This is a genomic window from Pedobacter sp. AC212 (assembly GCF_979258625.1).
Window position 1 is genome coordinate 2,621,738 of the sequence record NZ_OZ409870.1, and the last position, 19,607, is coordinate 2,641,344.

The window sequence follows — 19,607 nt, forward strand, 5'->3', positions numbered from 1 at the left end:
CCTATGATGTAACCATTACAAGTAACCAATTAACTGTGCTGATGATTCAGTAAAAATAAACTATAACCAACCAAACTTATGAACCAAAATTTTACTATTCGGGTAAGGCGCAGGCCTTATTCAGGAAACCTGTGGATACTATTTGCCATTCTCGGCATCGGAATTCTACAACTTATAAACCCTGCGATGGCGCAACAGGGCACCTCATTTAAAATCACGGGAACCGTTAAAGATTCTCTTGGATTGGGTATACCAGGCGTAAGCTTGCAGGTAAAAGGACAAAGCAATATGGGTAGCGTTACCGATGGCGATGGAAAATTTACCTTGAACGCCATTGCCAATGCAACAGTCGTGGTGTCTTCAGTAGGTTTTAAAACCAAAACATTTATCGCCAGTGTGGATAAAACTAGGGTAGACCTGATTTTAAGCAGCGATGATAATAACCTGAGCGATGTTGTGGTCACTGCTTTCGGAAAGAAAGAACGCAGGGAAGCAATGGTCGGATCGGTAACCAGTATCACGCCATCTAAACTAAAAATTCCATCAAGTAATTTAACCAATGCAATGGCCGGACAAATTGCGGGTGTAGTGGCTTATCAGCGCAGCGGACAGCCCGGCCTTGATAATTCGTCATTTTTCATTAGAGGGGTAACTACTTTTGGATATAAACAAGATCCCTTGATTTTGGTAGATAACGTAGAACTTACTGCCAATGATCTTGCCCGTTTACAGGTTGATGATATCGCTAGTTTCTCTATTCTGAAAGATGCCAGTGCAACCGCACTATATGGCGCCAGGGGTGCGAACGGAGTAATATTGGTCACCACCAAAGAAGGTGTGGAGGGCAATGCAAAGGTAAATGTGAGGTTCGAGAATTCTATTTCACAATCCACCCAAAACCTGGATATTGCTGATCCGATTACATTTATGAAGATGTATAACGAAGCAATTACCACCCGTAATCCGCTGGGCGTTCCTCGTTTTACCCAAAATGATATCTTTAACCGTGAGCAAACCATTAACAATGCTCCGGGAAGCAATAAATATGTTTATCCGGCAGTAAACTGGATTGATGAATTATTTAAAGAAAGTACAAATAACCAGCGTTTAAACGGAAGTGTGAGTGGTGGCGGCAAGGTAGCCAGATATTATATAGGAACATCTTATAACCGTGATAATGGAATTTTAAAGGTGAGTCCAGTCAACAATTTCAATAACAATGTGAAGCTGGAAAATTATCAGCTGCGCTCTAACGTGAATATCAACGTAACAAAAACTACCGAAATTGTGCTGAGGCTTTCGGGTACTTTTGATGAGTATAACGGTCCAATTACAGATGATGGCTCATTCTCTGCCGATCTGTACAAAAAAGCGTTGCATACCAGTCCGGTACTTTTTCCAGCATTTTACCCTGCTGATCCTTCGACAGGTATCGACACGCACATCTTGTTTGGGAACAGCTCAACAGAAGGCACTGGTAACACCGTGGGTTATTCAAATCCTTATGCAGACATGATGAAAGGCTATAAGTCGTTTTCAAGATCCAGAATGTCGGCTCAGCTTGAACTTAATCAGGATTTAGGATTTTTAACAAAAGGCCTTTCGTTTAAGGGTATGTTTAATACCAACAGATATTCGTATTTCGATTTAACAAGACAATATTCTCCGTTCTTTTACAATGTTGCCTCTTACGATAGAATCAGCAATCAATATTCGTTAAACTGGATCAATAATCAGCCAGGGCAGGCCTCAGAATATTTGAGTTTTGAGCCAGGCTTTAAAGATGTGAACACTTTTGTTTACATGCAGGGGGTGATAGATTATTCGAGACAATTGGGTAACAAACACAATATCAGCAGCACAATTATTGCCACCAGGCAACAACGGCTATATGCGAACGCAACTGATCCGCAAACTAATTTACCAAGTTTACAATATTCACTTCCTTACCGAAATGTGGGCATATCTGGTCGTTTAGGCTACTCTTATGATAGCCGTTATTTCGCCGAATTCAATTTTGGATACAATGGTTCAGAGCGTTTTGCCGAGAAGAACAGGTTTGGTTTCTTTCCGACCATTGGCGGCTCATGGGTAGTATCAAACGAAGCATTTTGGAATGCCGATGTTAAAAAGGTGATGAATAAGTTAAAGGTTAGGGCCAGTTACGGTTTGGTGGGTAACGATGCCATTGGTGCACAACGTTTTTTCTATCTCTCGAATGTGAATTTAAATGGCGGCAATCCAGCTTTCTTTGGTCAAAATAATGGCGTTACCCGCCCGGGTGTAAGCATTACAAATTATGCGAACGATGCGGTAACCTGGGAAACTTCTCGCCAAACGAACATTGGTTTAGAGATGAGCTTTTTTAATAGCCTGAACATTATCGCGGAGGTTTACAAACAACATCGTTATAATATTTTAATGGAAAGAGCTTCTATTCCCACCAGTATGGGTTTAGAATCAGCAGTGAGTGCAAATTTGGGTACAGCTGATTCGAGAGGGATAGATTTCTCTGCCGATTACAGCAAAACTTTCCGCGGTGGCTTTTGGATGTCGGGCAGAATGAACTTCACGTTCTCGCAAAACAAATATGGCCAATACGAACAACCGGCTTACCGCGAACCTTGGAGAATACTTTCCGGTCAAAAAATCGGCGTACGCTGGGGTTACATAGCCGAACGTTTATTTGTGGATGATCAGGAGGCAGCGGCATCGCCGGCACAGCTTTTCGGTTCAGGCGCTTCTGCACCAAAAGGTGGAGACATTAAATATACCGACCTGAACAATGATGGAAAAATTACCGAGGCGGATCAGGTTTTCCTTGGTTTGCCGTCTACACCAGAAATTGTGTATGGTGCAGGTTTATCTATGGGTTTCAAAAAGATCGATTTGTCGATGTTTTTTCAGGGCGTAGGCAGAACCAGCTTTTTTATCAATCCATCTGATGTGAGTCCGTTTTTACAAAACCGCCAGGTGCTACAGGTTTTTGCCGATAGCCATTGGACAGAAGAAAACCAGGATTTATATGCTAAATATCCACGTTTAGGTACAACTGCACCAGAGATTAGCAACAATTTGCAAACGAGCTCGTGGTGGATGAGAGACGGTGCTTTTATCCGTTTAAAATCGGTGGAAATTGGTTATACCTTCCCTGATAAACTGGCGAAAAAGGCTTTCCTTTCAAACTGCAGAATTTACTTTAATGCCTTGAATCCATTTACATGGAGCAGGTTTAAAGATTGGGATCCGGAGTTGGCTTCGAACGGCTTTAGCTATCCTATCCAGAAAGTATATAACATTGGAATCAACGTAAATCTTTAAGCAGATCACATGAAACTCAATTATAAAATAATCATACTTATCGCAATTGTTGCGGGTATGGTGCAATCCTGCAAAAAATACCTCGATGTTACGCCAGATAATGTGGCCACCATCGATTACGCTTTCAGAAATAGAAATGAGGCGGAGAATTATCTTTTCACCTGCTATTCTACCTTGCAAAATATGGTGCCATCTAACAATGATGCGGCCTTTACCACTTCTGGTGAAATTTATTTTCCAAACACGCTTACCGAAGCTACTTTAGGGAACAGGGAAGCAGAACAAGGTTTCCATTTAATTAGAGGGGTACAAAATACCGACAATCCATCGCTCAATTACTGGGATGGGGAGCAACTTGGCCAACCTATTTTTAAAGCGATTAGAAGGTGCAATATATTTTTAGAAAATATTAGCAAACCAAAAGATTTACCGCAGTTTGAGCGAAACAGATGGATTGCTGAAGTGAAATTTTTAAAAGCCTATTATCATTTCTATCTGTTGAGAATGTATGGTCCTATTCCTTTGATAAAAGATAATTTGGCAATTGATGCTGGAACAGAAGAGGTGCGGGTAAAGCGTGAACCAGTCGATGCCTGTTTTCAATACATCACCTCGCTATTGGATGAGGCCACGCCAGATTTACCAAGAACAATACAGGATCCGGCACAAAGTTTAGGCAGAATTACGCAACTAATTTCTCTTACTTTAAAAGCGGAGATTCTGACCACTCAGGCAAGTCCGCTTTTTAATGGAAACCGTGATTATGCCAGTTTCAAAGATAAAGACGGCGTAAATCTTTTTCCTGCAGCTTTTCAGGCAGAAAAATGGTCGAAAGCGATGTTGGCGTGTCAGGAAGCGGTAAAGGCATGTGAACAAAGCAATATGTCCCTTTATCACTTTGTTTCTCCGGGTAATCTTCCAACTATTCCTGCGCCGCTAAAAACGGTTATGGATATCAGGCAGAGTATAACCGAAAACTGGGAAAAAAATTCGGAGGTGATCTGGGCGTTAAATTCAACTTTCAACCTGCAATCTATGGCAATGCCAAGATTAACAGCTGCGATGGTACAGAATATGGGCGGAGCGCCTGGAAACTTTGCCGTGCCTATTGGGATGGCTGAACTTTTCTATTCAAAAAATGGCGTTCCAATTAACGAAGATCCAGGTTACGATTATCGCGGAAGGTATTCCGTTGCAACAGTTGCTGCAGATCATAAATATTATATGAAAAGCGGTTATCAAACCATTAAAATGCACATGGATAGAGAGCCGAGATTCTATGCAGATTTATCTTTTGATGGAAGCTGTTTCTTTGGAAACGGTCAAACCGATCCTGAAGATATGTTATTTGTTCAAGCCCGTGGCGCAACCTCTATCGCTGGCCCTAAGGATAACATTCGAGTAAATGTATCGGGTTACTGGCCAAGTAAACTGGTAAACTATCAATCCGTTTTCGGAACTGAAGTTACTCAGGCAGGTTTTAAACTGCCGCTGATGCGCTTAGCTGGCCTGTATTTACTTTACGCAGAAACGCTTAATGAAGTAAACGGACCATCGGCAGAAGCCTATAGTTACATTGATAAAGTTCGTGCCCGTGCTGGTTTAAAAGGTGTTCAGGAATCGTGGTCGTTATATTCATCAAATCCGGGTAAGGCGGCTTCTAAAGATGGTTTAAGAGCTATCATCCAACAGGAGAGAAGAATTGAGCTCTGCTTCGAAGGACGTATCGGCTGGGATCTTCGCCGCTGGAAAATTATTCAGGATGTTTTAAGCAAACCATTGCAAGGCTGGAACATTCAGGATGCTACGCCTGAAGGTTATTACAGACAGCGAAATCTCGTGATTCCATCCTTCGGCCTTAAAGATTATTTATGGCCAATAAAATATAACGACTTAATTGTCAATCCAAATCTTGTTCAAAACCCTTACTGGTAATTTAAAAACTAAGATGATGAAAACGAATTCAATAAGATATATTGGTTGGAGCATGGTGCAGCTTATGGCTGCCCTGCTTCTTCTATGCTCGCTTAATGCGTGTAAAGAAACAGAAGGTTTTAACGATGTGGTATCTCAGGATATGGCGAAACCGGGCATCATTACCGGTGTGCGGGTAGATAACCAGGCTGGAGCGGCAGTGCTTTCTTATCAGCTGCCCAATTCTGGAAACCTACTTTATGTACAGGCAGAATACCGGATCAATTCGCGTACAGTACGCCAGTCTAAAGCTTCTTATTACAGCGATACCTTGAGGGTAGAAGGTTTTGAAAAAGCCGGTGATTATGAAGTAACGCTTTACGCAGTATCGCGTGCGAATGTTAAAAGCGATCCTGTTAAAGTTAATGTAAGGCCAACCACCCCGGCTTACCTGATGGCTTATCCCACTATCCAACTTCAGGCCGATTTTGGTGGTGTAAATATCTCGGCCACTAATCCATCAAAAAAAGCAATTGGGGTTATTGTTATTTCTAATGATAAAACTACTGGAAAATTATTGCCTGTAGAACAGTTTTACACAGAAGCTGAAACCATAAATTTCAGTGTACGCGGTTTTGATACGTTAAAGAGAGATTTCGGCGTGTACGTTACAGATAGATGGGGAAATATTTCTGATACGCTGTACAAGTCTATCAATCCTATTTTCGAAACGCTTGTTCCAAAAACAAGGTTTAGCGAGTATCGCCTGGCTTCAGATTCTCCTTTAGGTGCTACCAGTTTGGGATGGAATACCACCAGGTTATGGGATAACAATACCAGCGACCCTGGCTGGCATACCGAGGCTGGATTTGGTAAGCCTTTACAGCTTTGTACTTTCGATATGGGCGTTTTAGCTAAGTTGAGCCGATATAAGTTATGGGAGCGGGGCGAAGCTTATGGAAATGATTATTCTTATAATCATGGTAACCCAAAAACGTGGACACTCTGGGGTTCATCTAAAACGGCTCCTGTAGATACAAATTTACCAACTACCTCTGCAAAAGGTACCGTAGTGGGTGACTGGGTAAATCTCGGCAACTTCACCTGTCCGCCGCCGCCTTCGGGCAATGCACCAGGGCAAACCACCCCTGCAGATTTAGCAGCCGTAAAAGCTGGTTTCGAGTTTAATATCAGCATTGATGCGCCGAAAGTTAGATTTATCAGGCTAGCTGTAAACAGTACCTGGGGCAATGCAGATTTTGCTCACGTAATGGAACTATCATTTTGGGGAAATACCAATTAAAAGGAAAACATGGCAACTAAAAATATAACGCGGATTTTATTAGCCTTTGTGGCTATCGCATTTTTTTACGGATGTAGTAAAGATGCGCTTGATTATAAAGATTATTTAGACGGTAAGGAAAAAATTTATCCCGGTTTCCCTGAAAAGGTAACCGCATCACCAGGAAACTATCGTATTAAGCTTACCTGGAAGGCCAGTCCTGATCCAAGTGTAAGCCGCTATATGATTTATTGGAACAATGCACAAGATTCACTGGCATTGCAGGCGCCAGACCGGTCGGTGACTAACGTTTCAGTAATCATTTCAAATCTGGTAGAATACAATTATTCATTTACCATTTACTCATTTGATAAAGCTGGAAATAAATCCGTTCCGGTTCAGATTAACAATGTTAAAGTGTATGGAGATAGCTATAAAACCAGTTTAACCAATCGTTTCCTGGTGGCTAGTGCGCCTTACCAGCTTGATGACAATGGCATCACTTTGCAGTTTGAACGCCCCGATACGATCAACATCAGCACCGAAATCCGATATACTTACAAAGATGGAACCGTTCGCCAGGCAAAACTTGGGCCTGATGCAAATTCGATACGTTTAGCAGATTACAAGGTTGGCACCAAAGTGTATTTCAGGTCATCATATGTTCCTGTTCAATCTGCTATTGATACCTTTTATACCGCAGGTTTCGACTCTTTGGCTAATATCATGGTCCCGGTAGATAAATCGTTGTTTAAACCCTTAAAACTGACTAATGATGTAGGTACGTATAGCAGTGAAACTTCATTATCGCAATTATGGAATGGAAATAAGGCGCCAACAGGTTACCCTGATATTTTTCATAGTGATGATAGCACACCATTGCCTCACCACTTCACTTTTGATATGGGAAAACAGGTGGCAAACCTTGCCCAGTTTGAAATCATTGGTCGTGATTGCTGTAACAACCCAACTAAATTTGAAATCTGGGGGATTGCCGATTTAACAGGCGCCCAAACGCAATCGCCGGCAGATTCACCGGGATGGACCGCCGAATCTAATGGTCGCGGCTGGAAATTACTTAAAACGGTTGAACGAAGCGATGACGGATCTGCGCCTTTCAAAGTGGCCTTTCCTGATGGATTACCAACGGTAAGATATATTCGAATCAGGGTAATCTCTGTTGCCAGTGGCGATGCTTACTACAGCAACATTAGCGAAGTTTCTTTCTGGAACAAATAAAAGAAAGGGTGGGCACATTGATCTGAATGATCTTGCCCACCTTTATTTCTCATTGGATTATTGTTGGTCTTTTCACCAATTAATCCTCATCTCTGTCATTCTTTAAACACCTATTTTATACATGAACATTTTTTCTAGCGGAAATCATTTCTATTTCGTGCTGCTCCTTACTTTATTTTTTTCTTCAAAAGAAATACATGCCCAACAGTTAGCTGCTGATGTCTCTTCTACCAGTCAAAAGCCCCTCGATAGCCTATGGCAGGAACATTGGTTTGAGCATAAAAAGCAACTTGAGTTGGTAGGAAGTAATGATGATGTTGCGGTTTACTATGACGAGCAGATGCCAAACTCCGTACGCTGGCCAATAGGGGTGATGGGTAAGTGCTGGGCGTATGTAAAACAAAATTATGGTGCTTTTGGCGCTGATCCAAAATTATACATTATCCTCCATCAGGTAAATGGCAAAGATTATGGTGGTGGGCATCCTTCGCCATTTTTTGATCGAAGCCATGATTATAAAAACGTAATCGATTGTGGGCTTGGAAACTGGACTAATCCCGTAGGTGAGCAGATTGGTATGCCTATTCACGAAATGGGCCATATCGTTACCAGTGCCAGTCATGGTGCAAAAGGTTCGCCATCTGATGCGCTTTGGGGCGACAGTAAATTTATGGAAATCTTCAATTACGATGTACTGTTAAATATTGGAATGAGAGCAGAAGCGGAAAAAGTGTTTACACAAATGCAATCACAGTATGATGATTTTCCAAGAGCCGGAACGCAATGGTTTAAAAATTGGTTTTATCCGATCTATAGCGGTTATGGAAAGGGCAAAGTTTTAAACAAATATTTCGCTTTGCTGGCACAGCATTTTCCAAAAGGTAGGGGTAACCGCTTTCAACGTGATTTAAACTATGGGGAATTTGTTCATTTTTGGAGTGGGGCTGCGGGCGTGGATTTAAAGAAAACCGCTGAAAAAGCTTTTGGCTGGCCAATGGAATATGAACTCCAATTGCAACAAGCTAAAAAAGAGTTTTCAGGGGTGATTTATTGATCGTTTTCAGATCTTAAATATTCCTGTCAGTCAGTGAATTAGAAAAAGGTCTATCACATTTGGTCGACCAGTACGGTATTCGCGGTTGAAACGGTCTCAAAAAATGATCAGTTGTCTACTTTTTCGATCTTACTTTGAATGTTAAATATTACAAATCCATACGAATAATGATGATAAATGTCAAAAAAAAGCCTGTTTTGTAGTTGTAAACAGTCATTTTAGCTACTAAACGTTTAATTTTTTTTAAGTTTGAGACATGAACCGAGAAAAAGACGTTGTACCAAGTATTATGGGTATTGATACCCAGGATATTAAAATGATCGAATTAATTGCTGAAGGACGAACTTATAGTGAAATAAGCGAGGAACTTAAAGTAAAGCCAAGCAAAGTTGAAACCCTAAGAAAGCTTCTGATCAGCAAAACAAGAACGAGAAATACCGCTTCCCTGGTATCGTTTGCATATAGATATGGGTTACTAAAGGTATAACAGTTGAAAAAGTGTGGTTTAGTTTGTTACCAACAAAACCTTACTTCAAAACGTTACTTTTCTATCTGGAGATCAACCACTTCAACAATAGATACTTGAATATAATACGATACCTAATCTCAATCGAAATCATTTTCTTTCCATCAATAAATAAAGGGATTTATTTCATCAATAATCCCTTTATTTATTTACAAAATATTCCTTGTTTAATTCAAATCATCAGGTTTCGCCGCGATATATTGTTCAGCATTTTCTTGCCATTGCTTTTGCTCAGCTAACGGAGTTTCATCATCTTTAATCTGCTGATTTGCCGTTGTGTTATTTTGGTTAAGGAACTCAATAAGTGCTTTTGCGGTCGGGCCAGCGGATAACGGATTTTGACCTGTAATGAGCAAACCATCCGTTTCCACATGCGATAAAAACGGAACCAATGCCGTTTTAACTGCCGCACCTAGTTCCTCGAGTTTTGATTGCAACAAAAAAGGAACATTTCCACTTCGACCCACCATCGTTTCTTCGGTATTGCTAAAAGCAGAAATAGTTTTCCCTTTCAAAAAGCCTGGGCGTTGGTTTTCTGCGCTAATTAAAGCAGCTGGGCCATGGCAAACAGCAGCAACAGGTTTACCTGCATCAATAAAATCAAGAATCAAAATTCCGCTGTTGTTATCTTTAGCTAAATCCCAAATCGGGCCATGGCCGCCAGGATAAAACACGGCATCAAAATCCGAAGCATTCATCTGATTTAGCGGCTGCGTATGCGAAAATGCAGCTTTTGCAACCTCATCCTCTTGAAACCTCCTGTTTGCACCCGTAATATTTTCGGTGAGCTCACTCATAGGGTCAACCGGTGGTCTTCCGCCTTTTACACTCGCAAGGGTAACGTTAAATCCAGCATCAATAAATTCGTAATAGGGATCTGTAAATTCACCCAACCACACGCCTGTCTTGCCATCGGTATTTTCCATCTCGCTGTGCGAGGTTAGTATCATCAATATATTTTTCATCTCTCTTTATTTAATATCTTCTGCATCCAGTTCGTTTCCTTCCTCATCTATACGCTGATGCTCATCCCAATTCGTTTCTTCTTGTTTAGCTTGCGAATCACTAGGTTGCGTTTGTTCGTTCTCCGCCTCGTTGTTTTTGTCTTTTGGGTCTATCATAATTTTTAGTTTTAGTACATGAATAACAGTGCATAAGCTTCAAAGGTTCGCAAAAGTTTAAAACATGACAATTCTAATTGAGTCGATATATTTTTCAACATCAGTTTAATTGGAAAGATACAACCTGCAAACTTTTTAGTGGATTGGAGAGTTTAATGAGGTAAATATTAAATCATGATGAGCGAAATAAGCAAAGAAACGCAGGCAAAATTTGATCAAGGTGTTGTAGAATCAATATGGAGTGAAAATGGCGAACTGAGCTATGTAATTAAAGATGGCCTTAACATTGAAGAATATGCGATAGTGATTAAGGAGGTTTTGGAGTCGCAAAAAGAAATTGCTCATGACTTTGCTGGCACGGTTACAAACGAAAGTAGAACAGCATTTGCCAAATTCGAATATAAATCTGGCTGGTTTCTGGAAGGCTTGGCTGATGGCGAAATCGAATAATCAGTTTTGATAAAAAGATAAGACGATCAAATGCAGAGCAGAAAAGCTGCTGCATAGGTCGATTCTCTTCAGTTGTTATATGCGACGATAAGCTAAATGATAGATTTGCTTGAATACGAAAATTTTTGCTTTCAAAATTTACTTTCCGACCAATACCGTACCGCCATCAGGCAGTAGTTTAATTTTGATATGGTTGGTGCTGTTTAACAAAAGTTTATTGAGTTGAGGTTCACGATTTGTGCCATCACTATAAACTTGCAGACTTTTATTCGTTAGCATTGGTAAGGTAATATCAATTTCTTTTTCAGTTTTTTCGGCGTTAATAGCAGCAATGTACCAGGTATCTTTATGGCGACGGGCGAGCACTACAAATTTGCCGGGATAACCATCCAGGAAAATCGTTTCATCCCATGTGGTGGGTACGTTCTTCATAAAATCAATTACATGGGCAGGCATATCCGTCAAGTTATTTGGAGTGATACCAAAATTTTGCACAGGTGTTTGAAACAAGATAGCGGTTGCCAGCTGAAAGCTTTCAGTAGTTTTGCGTATTTTCCCTCCGTTATTCTCTTTGTTATGAAATTTATTCAGCAACACAGGACCAAAATCCATGGCGCCTACAGCATTTCTAATAAATGGATGTAAACTGGCGTTAAATGACTCATTATCATTTGCTGCTTGCGTAAAAATTAGGTTTTCTGAGGCCAATACTGCCTCACTCCCTACAAAATTCGGATACATCCTTTCCCAGCCACGCGGCAAGGTACAGCCATGAAAAATTACGCTAAGCCCATAAGTATTGGCATCTGATAAAATATCTTCATAAAGCTTCATTGTTTCCTGCTTGTCGCCACCAAAGAAATCCACCTTAATTCCTTTTATCCCAATACTTTGCATCCAGGCCATTTCCTTTTTTCTGGCAGAAGCACTGTTCATTTTGTTTTTTGGTGTCTGCGGCGCATCGTTCCAAAAACCATTTGAGTTGTACCATAAACAAACACCCACGTTTTTACCTTTGGCATATTTTGCCAGCGCTTCAATTTTTTCTTTGCCGATTTTGGCATCCCACCAATTGTCTACCAATACGAATTCATAACCCATAGCAGATGATAAATCAACAAACTTTTTCTGGTCATCGAAATTGATGCTGTTATCTTGCCATAGTAACCAGCTCCAGGTAGAACGGCCGAAGCTGTAGTTTTTTGAAGCCTGATATTGGGGTTCTACTACATCAAATGGGATGGTCGTTTCTACAATCGGCTTCAAATCGGTGCCAACGGTAATGGTTCGCCATGGCGTATAAGCTGGAAGCGACATTGCTGGTTTAGCACTTCCTAATCCATTATTTTCTCCCATTTCCGGGAAAGCGATTTGATACAACCCATCTTTGGTACCCTCGCTAAGTTTTGATCCGCAGTACAAACTGTTTACGCCAGTTTCCGATATCAGCACCCAGCCTTTATTGCCCAAGTGAAAAAGACCAGGAAAGGTATATCCAACGCCATATTTGGAAGCTGTCCCCATCGGTTGATCGGCAATATATTCTTCCTCGTAGCTGGGTTTGGTTTTCATCCAGCCAATCATTGGGCTGGCTTGTGGTGTTAAAAATGTTGTGGTAGCTGCATGGAAGTTGAAACCGCTCAATTCTTTTTCTACTGTAAAATTAGCGGGTTCGCCAACCTGCGGAATGTAGTAACGGAAAGCTATATTGTTATTGCTCACCTGAAAAATTACCTGTAGTTCGTTTTTATTCGCGGTTGCAAATTTGCAAGTAAGCTCATTGGCCTGGTACCTAACAGTGCTTTTTTTGATTTTGGCTTCCGAATAAGTCTCGTCAATAGAACGCGACTGCTGGCTTACAAAATTTAAGCCGGCAGACAAATCTACTTTCGTACCCTTTAAACCCAAAGGAGATTTTTCAAGCATTTGTGTGCCTGCAAAGTTCACTTCGTAAAAAATTTTTCCATCTGTTAAAGTAAGTTTAACGTTAAGTTTTTTATCAGGACTAGAAACCATTAGTTCTTGAGCTGATGATGCTAAAAAACTAAATAGAAGTAAGCATGCACAAGAAATTTTTTTGAACGAAGTCATAAAATATTCGATTAGATAAAATTGGTTAAACCAAACACTAAATGGTCAGCTTTATAGCAATTGCTTACCCTTACGCGAAAATTGATTTGAACAAAATCGGTTTTTAGCGCTTGTCTGGCTGGTTTTAATATTTGGTTTTATGGCAGAAAAAGTACGGATAATTTTTTAAATGTCACTAACACGTTTATAATTACCTGATTTTTAATGCAGAGCAGCTGATAACTTTGTTGTGATTTAATCCTATTTGCTGATTAATGTATTGATAACAAGTATTTTAGCTGTCTTTTAAGGCTTAGCTTTAAAGAAAAATCGATAAAAAAAACTTCCATAACATAACTAAAAACTCATGGATTTGATCGATCTTCAACAAATTAATATAGATAAGACATAGATCTCAAATTGAGTAGTAGAAAAGCTTGATAGCCAAATAAAATGATCAACCAAAACAATGAGAAAAAATAAAACCATCAAGCTGATTTTGTTCCTGGTGCTTTTTGCGTTGGCGTTTACCCATGCCCAGGAAAGTGAAACGGTTCTTGCTCAAATAAATTTGGCTAATCAGTATTGGCAAACCAATAACAAACCGCAGGTAAGAGCATTTTGGGACCACGCGGCCTACCACACGGGCAACATGGAAATTTATCAACTCACCAAAAATGAAACTTACAGGAAGTATTCGGAAGATTGGGCTAACCATAACAATTGGATGGGTGCCAAGTCAACTGATAAGTCTCAATGGAAATATACATACGGTGAAAAGGATGAGTATGTGCTTTTTGGTGACTGGCAAATCTGTTTTCAAACCTATATCGATTTATACAATATTCAACCTGATGAACACAAAATAGCCCGGACGAAAGAGGTAATGGGCTATCAAATAAACACTGATAAAAATGATTATTGGTGGTGGGCCGATGGATTGTATATGGTGATGCCGGTAATGACCAAACTTTATAAGCTTACGGGAGATAAAAAATACCTGGAAAAACTCCATGAATATCTCACTTATTCAAACGGTATCATGTACGATAAGCAGGCGAAGCTTTACTATCGTGATGCCAAATATGTATATCCAAAACATAAATCGAGCAATGGCGGAAAGGATTTCTGGGCCCGAGGGGATGGATGGGTTTTCGCTGGATTAGCGAAGGTGCTTAAAGACTTACCTAAAAATGATTCTCACCGGAAAGAATATCTTAACATTTATAAAGGTATGGCCACCGCTATTCTTAATTCGCAACAAAAGGAGGGCTATTGGACTAGAAGCATGCTTGATCCACAACATGCACCAGGACCAGAAACCAGTGGAACCGCATTTTTTACTTACGGCCTATTGTGGGGCATTAATAACGGCATATTAAAAGAAAAACAATTTCTACCATCCGCTAAATTAGGATGGAATTATCTCTCTCAAACTGCGCTTCAAAAGGATGGAAGGGTTGGTTTTGTACAGCCAATAGGAGAAAAAGCCATCCCGGGGCAAATTGTTGATGCAAACTCTACAGCAAATTTTGGAGTTGGCGCATTTTTACTTGCTGGCTGTGAATATTATCGTTTTCTAACCAAACACAAATAAATTTTCCATGACTATAAAAAGTAAATACCTGATTTTGCTCGTTCTGAGCATGATGACTTCCATCACTTTTGCGCAAAAGAAAACCAAAATTAAACAAACCTCAATGCTTACCGACCGTCAGTTTTGGTTGGCCCAGATGGATAAGATGGTTCGGCCTGTAATTTATAATCTGGCCAAAGACAGTTTACGCATAGCCATGCCGCAGGTAACCTCCATCCATGTCGATAACAAGGCAAATCGGATTAAAGTTCAATATGTTGAAGTTTTAGGTCGCGTATTAAGTGGAATTGCACCCTGGTTACAGCTAGAAGGGGGAGCAAGCAAGAAGTTGAACTCAGAAATCACTATCGGGAATGGGCCTTGCAAGGTGTGAAAAATGCTTTGGACTCTAGTGCAAAAGATTTTATGACCTTTGATATTAGCGGACAACAACTTGTAGATGCTTCATATTTGGCCATTGCATTTACCAGGGCGCCATGGCTTTGGGAAAATTTAGATAAAAAGAATCAGACATTATTGGTTAAATCAATCGCGACGACGCGAAGGTTTAAACCAGTTTTTTCTAACTGGCTCCTTTTTTCTGCGATGAATGAAGCTTTTATGGCCAGGTTCGGCTTTGATTGGGATCCGATGCGTGTTGATTATGCACTACAGCAGATGGAACAATGGTACACTGGCGACGGCATGTACACGGACGGAACAAGTTTCGCTTTTGATTATTACAACAGTTATGTCATTCATCCTTATCTGGCAGAGATTGCCGATATCATTGGTAAAAAGACCAACGCTTACAATGCGATGTTCGAGAAAATTCGCAAGCGAAATGAGCGTTATGCCATTATACAGGAGCGTTTAATTAATGCAGATGGAAGTTATCCTGCTACGGGTCGATCTATTATTTATCGTGGTGCAGCTTTTCATCATCTGGCCGATGTTGCGCTAAGAAAGGCTTTGCCGAAACAGCTTAGTCCTGCGCAAGTTAGAGGTGCATTAACTGCGGTTATCAAGAAAACTCTAGAAAGCCCAACGACCTACAAAGCAGGCTGGTTAACTATCGGATTGTATGGAGCACAGCCTTCGTTGGGCGATTTCTATAACAATCAAGGTAGCCCTTACATCGCTACTAACATATTTCTTCCATTAGGATTATCAGAAAACGATCCCTTTTGGGCAAGTCCTGCAGAAAAATGGTCGGCACAAAAGATTTGGGGTGGAGAAGACTTTCAGAATGATCATAGTGCGAGTTTGAAGTAATATATATACAGTAACATGGATTTAAATTTCACTTTTCCTGCTTGCTTGAAGACCTTAATGAACAAACAATTGTTTATATGTGTTTTAATGCTGTCTCTATTGGCGAGTTTTGCTGGTGCACACGCACAAGAAATCAGCACGATTGCTTCCAATGGTTGGGCAAATAACTCTATCAATGCAGTGATTTTTAGGAAAAATTCGCTGGTAACCTTTAACGGAAATCAATATGCCGCTTATTACGATGACGAACAATTTTTGGTTCTAGCTAAAAGAAAATCCGGAGGTCAAAACTGGACTATCGAAAAAACTCAATACAAGGGCGATGCTACAGATGCTCATAAATCCATTAGTATAATGGTTGATGGTGCGGGTTTTTTACATGTAGCCTGGGATCAGCATAACAATGCCTTAAATTATGCAAAGGGTATTTCGTCAGGTTCGATCAAGCTTGGAGAGAAGCAAAGCATGGTTTCGAAAAAAGAAGGAAAGGTGAGTTATCCTGAGTTTTACAATTTGCGTAATGGCGATCTTCTCTTTTTTTACAGAGATGGCGGTTCTGGGAATGGGAATTTGATGATTAACCGATATAGTGTTACGGATAAAACCTGGAAGCGTATTCAGGATGGAATGATAGATGGCGAGAGCAAGCGAAATGCATATTGGCAAGTAGCCATCGATCAGGCTGGAACCATACATTTATCCTGGGTATGGCGTGAAAGCCCGGACGTGGCCAGTAACCACGACCTTTGTTATGCAAAATCGAAAGATGGAGGAGTAACCTGGGAGAAATCGACAGGTGAGTTGTATACCTTACCGATAAAGGCAACTAATGCCGAATATGCGGTTAAAATTCCTCAGAAGAGTGAATTAATTAATCAAACGTCAATGTTTGCTGATGATGCCGGCAGAGTTTTTATTGCCAGTTACTGGCGCAATGCAGCAGATAAAGTTCCTCAATATCACATCGTATTTAACGATGGAAAACGCTGGGCAGTGAACGACCTAGACTTCAGAAAAACAGCTTTCAGTTTGAGTGGAGGTGGAACAAAAAAGATTCCGATTTCACGTCCGCAAATTATCACCTGGAAAAATGGCAAACATCACGCTGCTGGCCTCCTTTTTCGAGACCTGGAAAGAGGTAATAAAGTTTCGATGGCGGTAAATAATGATATCATGAGCCGAAACTGGAAAATTAATGACTTAAGCACCGAGTCGGTTGGAGATTGGGAGCCCAGTTACGATACTGAGCTCTGGAAAAGTAAAAAAGTGCTCAACCTGTTTTTGCAAAACGTGGTACAGGTTGATGGAGAAGGTAAAACAAAAGCGGCGCCAACTGCTATACAAGTTTTGCAGTGGAAACCTGATAGATAACTAACTATAATTAGCCTGCGTCTTATTTCTCATATCATTATTGATTATAGCTTTTCGAATAATTAAAAACCTGATGCAGGTAGCATCAGGTCAATCTCAACCAGAAAGTGTCATCCGTCCAAATTAAGGTTGGTTAAAATAGCATAATTAATTATGCGCTAAATACTGAAAATACTATTGCTACGCTGCGCTAAATACCTAGCCTAACTAATCGATAAAGTAATTTTATCTAGAGATTTGCCGCGATGATTTGTAAATAGGCAATTGTGCTTTTAATGCTGTTTTAGAGCAGTTTATAGGGTAGGAAAAACCACAATTATTAGGTGTTTGGCACGGTTTTGGGTTTAAGTATATAAACAAATTAATTATGGAAAGAATCTTAAATGCTGAAAAGGTTTTGTTTAATCAATTACACCTTTTATCAACTAGTTTTCCAAACATAAACTTAGAATTGAACAGCGATGCGATTAATGGGTTAATATCAGCAATGAACATCCATACTTTGCAATACCTAAATCCTGTAAAAGATTTACTAAAGCAATTATCGAAGTTGAAGCATATTGATTTGCCAATAGATGAAATAAATCATTTGCAGGATACAATTGCGACGTTTTTTAATAAGCTATAATAGCTAGAACCAATTAGGCACAATCGCTCATTTCGAAATTTCAATATCCAGGCGCCCTTTGAAGGGCGTTTTTCAGTTAACACAAAAGCCTTCAATATTATTGAAGGCTTTCTAACGTAAACTAACCAAAGTATATGTTTGTCATAGGTAATGACGTGTTAGTAACCATTAATTTATCTTTTTGTTTGAGAATTTCTCATTTCCCGATAAAAAATTTTTAGAAGTCGAGGTTTGATGCTCTTTTTCAGCATTTTGATTTACAATCAAGCAAGCTGTCGACTGACTTTATATGTATTCCAATCTATTTTTTCTTGTAAAAATATGCTTTTGGTAGTTATTTCATCTCAGACCTTCATTTACCATTAGCCAACAATTTTTTTTCTGACAAAACCGGGCGACCTTTTCTAATGTTGTTATCATGACCAAAAAAAAGGAGCATGATGAACAGCGCAGAAGGATGGTTTGCGGATTCCACACAACGTCAAGAGTTGCTTCATACGGAGGTTAATAAGATTTTAAAATTAACTCCTGTTACGAAGAAAAATCCGTCTTTGGCCAGGGAAAACGCCCTAACCCAGACAAAGTGTCTAAACAAAGAGACCAGCAGCAAGATGATCAGCGGTAAGTTTAAACCATTGATCACTTTGGCAACAGTAAATGGTCTTCGAGGGCTACTTTAAAGGCGTGGGCGGCGAGACTGCCCATGTTTTTTATTAACTGCAAATTGATTTTCTAACCAAATGCGTATGAAGAATAATACTACCTCGGCCCCGGTTCCTAATGGCAAGCTGATGGTCATCGGCGGTGCAGAGCAAAAAGAAAGTAATAATCGACCGGAATCACACAAGGATCTTTTACTCCACTTTTTAGAGTTGTGTGGAAAATCCAAACACATTGAAATTATTACTACGGCTGGTACAGAAGAAATAGATGAAACATATAAGCAATACGATGACTGTTTTCGGAAACTAGGTGCAAAATCAACCGGCCACATTCATCACGATTTGAGAGAGCAGGTTAGTGATGACCTTTTGGGGCGAATAAACCTTGCAAACGGGTTCTTTTTTACCGGTGGAGATCAGTTAAAATTGACCTCTATTTACGGAGGAACTAAAATGATGAGTCAGCTTAAGCAACGCTATATCGACGATAAAATCATTATTGGGGGAACTAGTGCAGGCGCCATGGCCATGTCGACGCCAATGATTTTTGCAGGAAGTGGCGAGACTGAAATGGTAGCGGGGGAGGTGAAAATTACAACTGGTTTCGAATTTTTGAAAGATGTTTGCATTGATACTCATTTTGTACATCGAGGTCGTTTTGTTAGAATGGCTCAGGTTATTGCAACTAACCCGGCCTGCATTGGGATAGGGATAGAAGAAAACACCGCAATCATCATCAACGAAGGATTGAAAGCACAGGTAATGGGCTGTGGGGTGGTCATTACTATCGATGGCGAAAGGAGCAGGGGTAGTAATATTACCAGGTTTGACGAAAACAGAAAAATAACCATTCGCGATCTGAGGGTTTCCATCCTTTCCGATGGCGAAATATTTGAGCTACCGGTAAGAAATCCTCCGCATTTGTAAATAGTCTGAGCATGTTCAAACTCGGTGACTAAGGTTCATTCGCTTTTTAATAAAATCTAAACTCAACATTTACACATCAAAAATTTTAATAGAGATGTTCAGAAAAAAAACAAATCATAAAAAATCCGGAAATAAAAAGAGTGATACAGTGGCGGTTTTGACAGCGAGAAGTTCAAGCGTGTCTTTTCCCG

At 40.1% G+C, this 19,607-nt stretch carries 15 protein-coding genes and 1 pseudogene; 13 read left to right on the forward strand and 3 right to left on the reverse strand.

All coding sequences use genetic code 11. The features are described 5' to 3' along the window. The first annotated feature begins 78 nt into the window (after positions 1 to 78). From ACZZZC_RS11405 to ACZZZC_RS11430, 6 genes are all read left to right on the forward strand, one after another. Entirely contained in the window at positions 79 to 3,321 is a 3,243-nt protein-coding gene (locus ACZZZC_RS11405) for a SusC/RagA family TonB-linked outer membrane protein (RefSeq protein ID WP_463487261.1), read from the forward strand. A gap of 9 nt (positions 3,322 to 3,330) precedes the next feature. After that, entirely contained in the window at positions 3,331 to 5,256 is a 1,926-nt protein-coding gene (locus ACZZZC_RS11410) for a RagB/SusD family nutrient uptake outer membrane protein (protein WP_463487262.1), read from the forward strand. Positions 5,257 to 5,269: 13 nt separating this feature from the next. Beyond that, positions 5,270 to 6,538 (forward strand): DUF5000 domain-containing lipoprotein, encoded by a 1,269-nt coding sequence (locus tag ACZZZC_RS11415; RefSeq protein WP_463487263.1) that lies wholly within the window; start codon positions 5,270 to 5,272, stop codon positions 6,536 to 6,538. A gap of 9 nt (positions 6,539 to 6,547) precedes the next feature. Next, a complete protein-coding gene (locus tag ACZZZC_RS11420) occupies positions 6,548 to 7,756 on the forward strand; it encodes a DUF4998 domain-containing protein (RefSeq protein WP_463486066.1) in 1,209 nt (402 codons plus the stop codon). Between the two features lie 121 nt (positions 7,757 to 7,877). Next, positions 7,878 to 8,810: a hypothetical protein gene (locus ACZZZC_RS11425; protein ID WP_463486067.1), complete on the forward strand. Its 933-nt coding sequence runs from the start codon at positions 7,878 to 7,880 to the stop codon at positions 8,808 to 8,810. Positions 8,811 to 9,066: 256 nt separating this feature from the next. Beyond that, entirely contained in the window at positions 9,067 to 9,297 is a 231-nt protein-coding gene (locus tag ACZZZC_RS11430; protein ID WP_056850087.1) for a helix-turn-helix transcriptional regulator, read from the forward strand. 206 nt (positions 9,298 to 9,503) lie between these two features. Here the strand turns inward: ACZZZC_RS11430 and ACZZZC_RS11435 are convergent, their stop codons facing one another. Next, positions 9,504 to 10,301, reverse strand: a complete 798-nt coding sequence (locus ACZZZC_RS11435) for a type 1 glutamine amidotransferase domain-containing protein (RefSeq protein ID WP_463487264.1) — start codon at positions 10,299 to 10,301, stop codon at positions 9,504 to 9,506. 6 nt (positions 10,302 to 10,307) lie between these two features. Further along, a complete protein-coding gene (locus ACZZZC_RS11440) occupies positions 10,308 to 10,457 on the reverse strand; it encodes a hypothetical protein (protein WP_463486069.1) in 150 nt (49 codons plus the stop codon). Between the two features lie 174 nt (positions 10,458 to 10,631). Here ACZZZC_RS11440 and ACZZZC_RS11445 point away from each other — a divergent pair, with 174 nt between their 5' ends. After that, positions 10,632 to 10,907, forward strand: coding sequence for a hypothetical protein (locus ACZZZC_RS11445; RefSeq protein WP_265801408.1), 276 nt, complete (start codon positions 10,632 to 10,634; stop codon positions 10,905 to 10,907). A 138-nt stretch (positions 10,908 to 11,045) separates the two neighbouring features. Here ACZZZC_RS11445 and ACZZZC_RS11450 read toward each other — a convergent pair whose 3' ends face one another. Next, positions 11,046 to 12,998 carry a glycoside hydrolase family 97 protein gene (locus tag ACZZZC_RS11450; RefSeq protein ID WP_463487265.1) on the reverse strand — a complete coding sequence of 651 codons (1,953 nt, stop codon included), beginning with the start codon at positions 12,996 to 12,998 and terminating at the stop codon, positions 11,046 to 11,048. A 448-nt stretch (positions 12,999 to 13,446) separates the two neighbouring features. On the opposite strand from ACZZZC_RS11450, the gene ACZZZC_RS11455 reads away from it, so the two are divergent. The 6 genes and pseudogenes from ACZZZC_RS11455 to ACZZZC_RS11480 all read left to right on the forward strand — a co-directional run bounded on the left by ACZZZC_RS11455 (position 13,447) and on the right by ACZZZC_RS11480 (position 19,416). Next, complete coding sequence (locus ACZZZC_RS11455; RefSeq protein WP_463486071.1) at positions 13,447 to 14,574, forward strand: glycoside hydrolase family 88/105 protein; 1,128 nt, start codon at positions 13,447 to 13,449, stop codon at positions 14,572 to 14,574. A 145-nt stretch (positions 14,575 to 14,719) separates the two neighbouring features. Continuing rightward, positions 14,720 to 15,828 (forward strand): annotated as a pseudogene (locus ACZZZC_RS11460) (DUF2264 domain-containing protein). 15 nt (positions 15,829 to 15,843) lie between these two features. Then, positions 15,844 to 17,199: a BNR repeat-containing protein gene (locus ACZZZC_RS11465; RefSeq protein ID WP_463487266.1), complete on the forward strand. Its 1,356-nt coding sequence runs from the start codon at positions 15,844 to 15,846 to the stop codon at positions 17,197 to 17,199. Between the two features lie 367 nt (positions 17,200 to 17,566). Then, positions 17,567 to 17,827 carry a hypothetical protein gene (locus ACZZZC_RS11470; RefSeq protein WP_265800997.1) on the forward strand — a complete coding sequence of 87 codons (261 nt, stop codon included), beginning with the start codon at positions 17,567 to 17,569 and terminating at the stop codon, positions 17,825 to 17,827. Between the two features lie 437 nt (positions 17,828 to 18,264). Then, positions 18,265 to 18,507 (forward strand): hypothetical protein, encoded by a 243-nt coding sequence (locus ACZZZC_RS11475; protein WP_463486074.1) that lies wholly within the window; start codon positions 18,265 to 18,267, stop codon positions 18,505 to 18,507. Between the two features lie 66 nt (positions 18,508 to 18,573). After that, the gene (locus ACZZZC_RS11480; RefSeq protein WP_463486075.1) at positions 18,574 to 19,416 is read left to right on the forward strand and encodes a cyanophycinase; all 843 of its coding nucleotides are present in this window, start codon (positions 18,574 to 18,576) and stop codon (positions 19,414 to 19,416) included. Positions 19,417 to 19,607 lie beyond the last annotated feature (191 nt).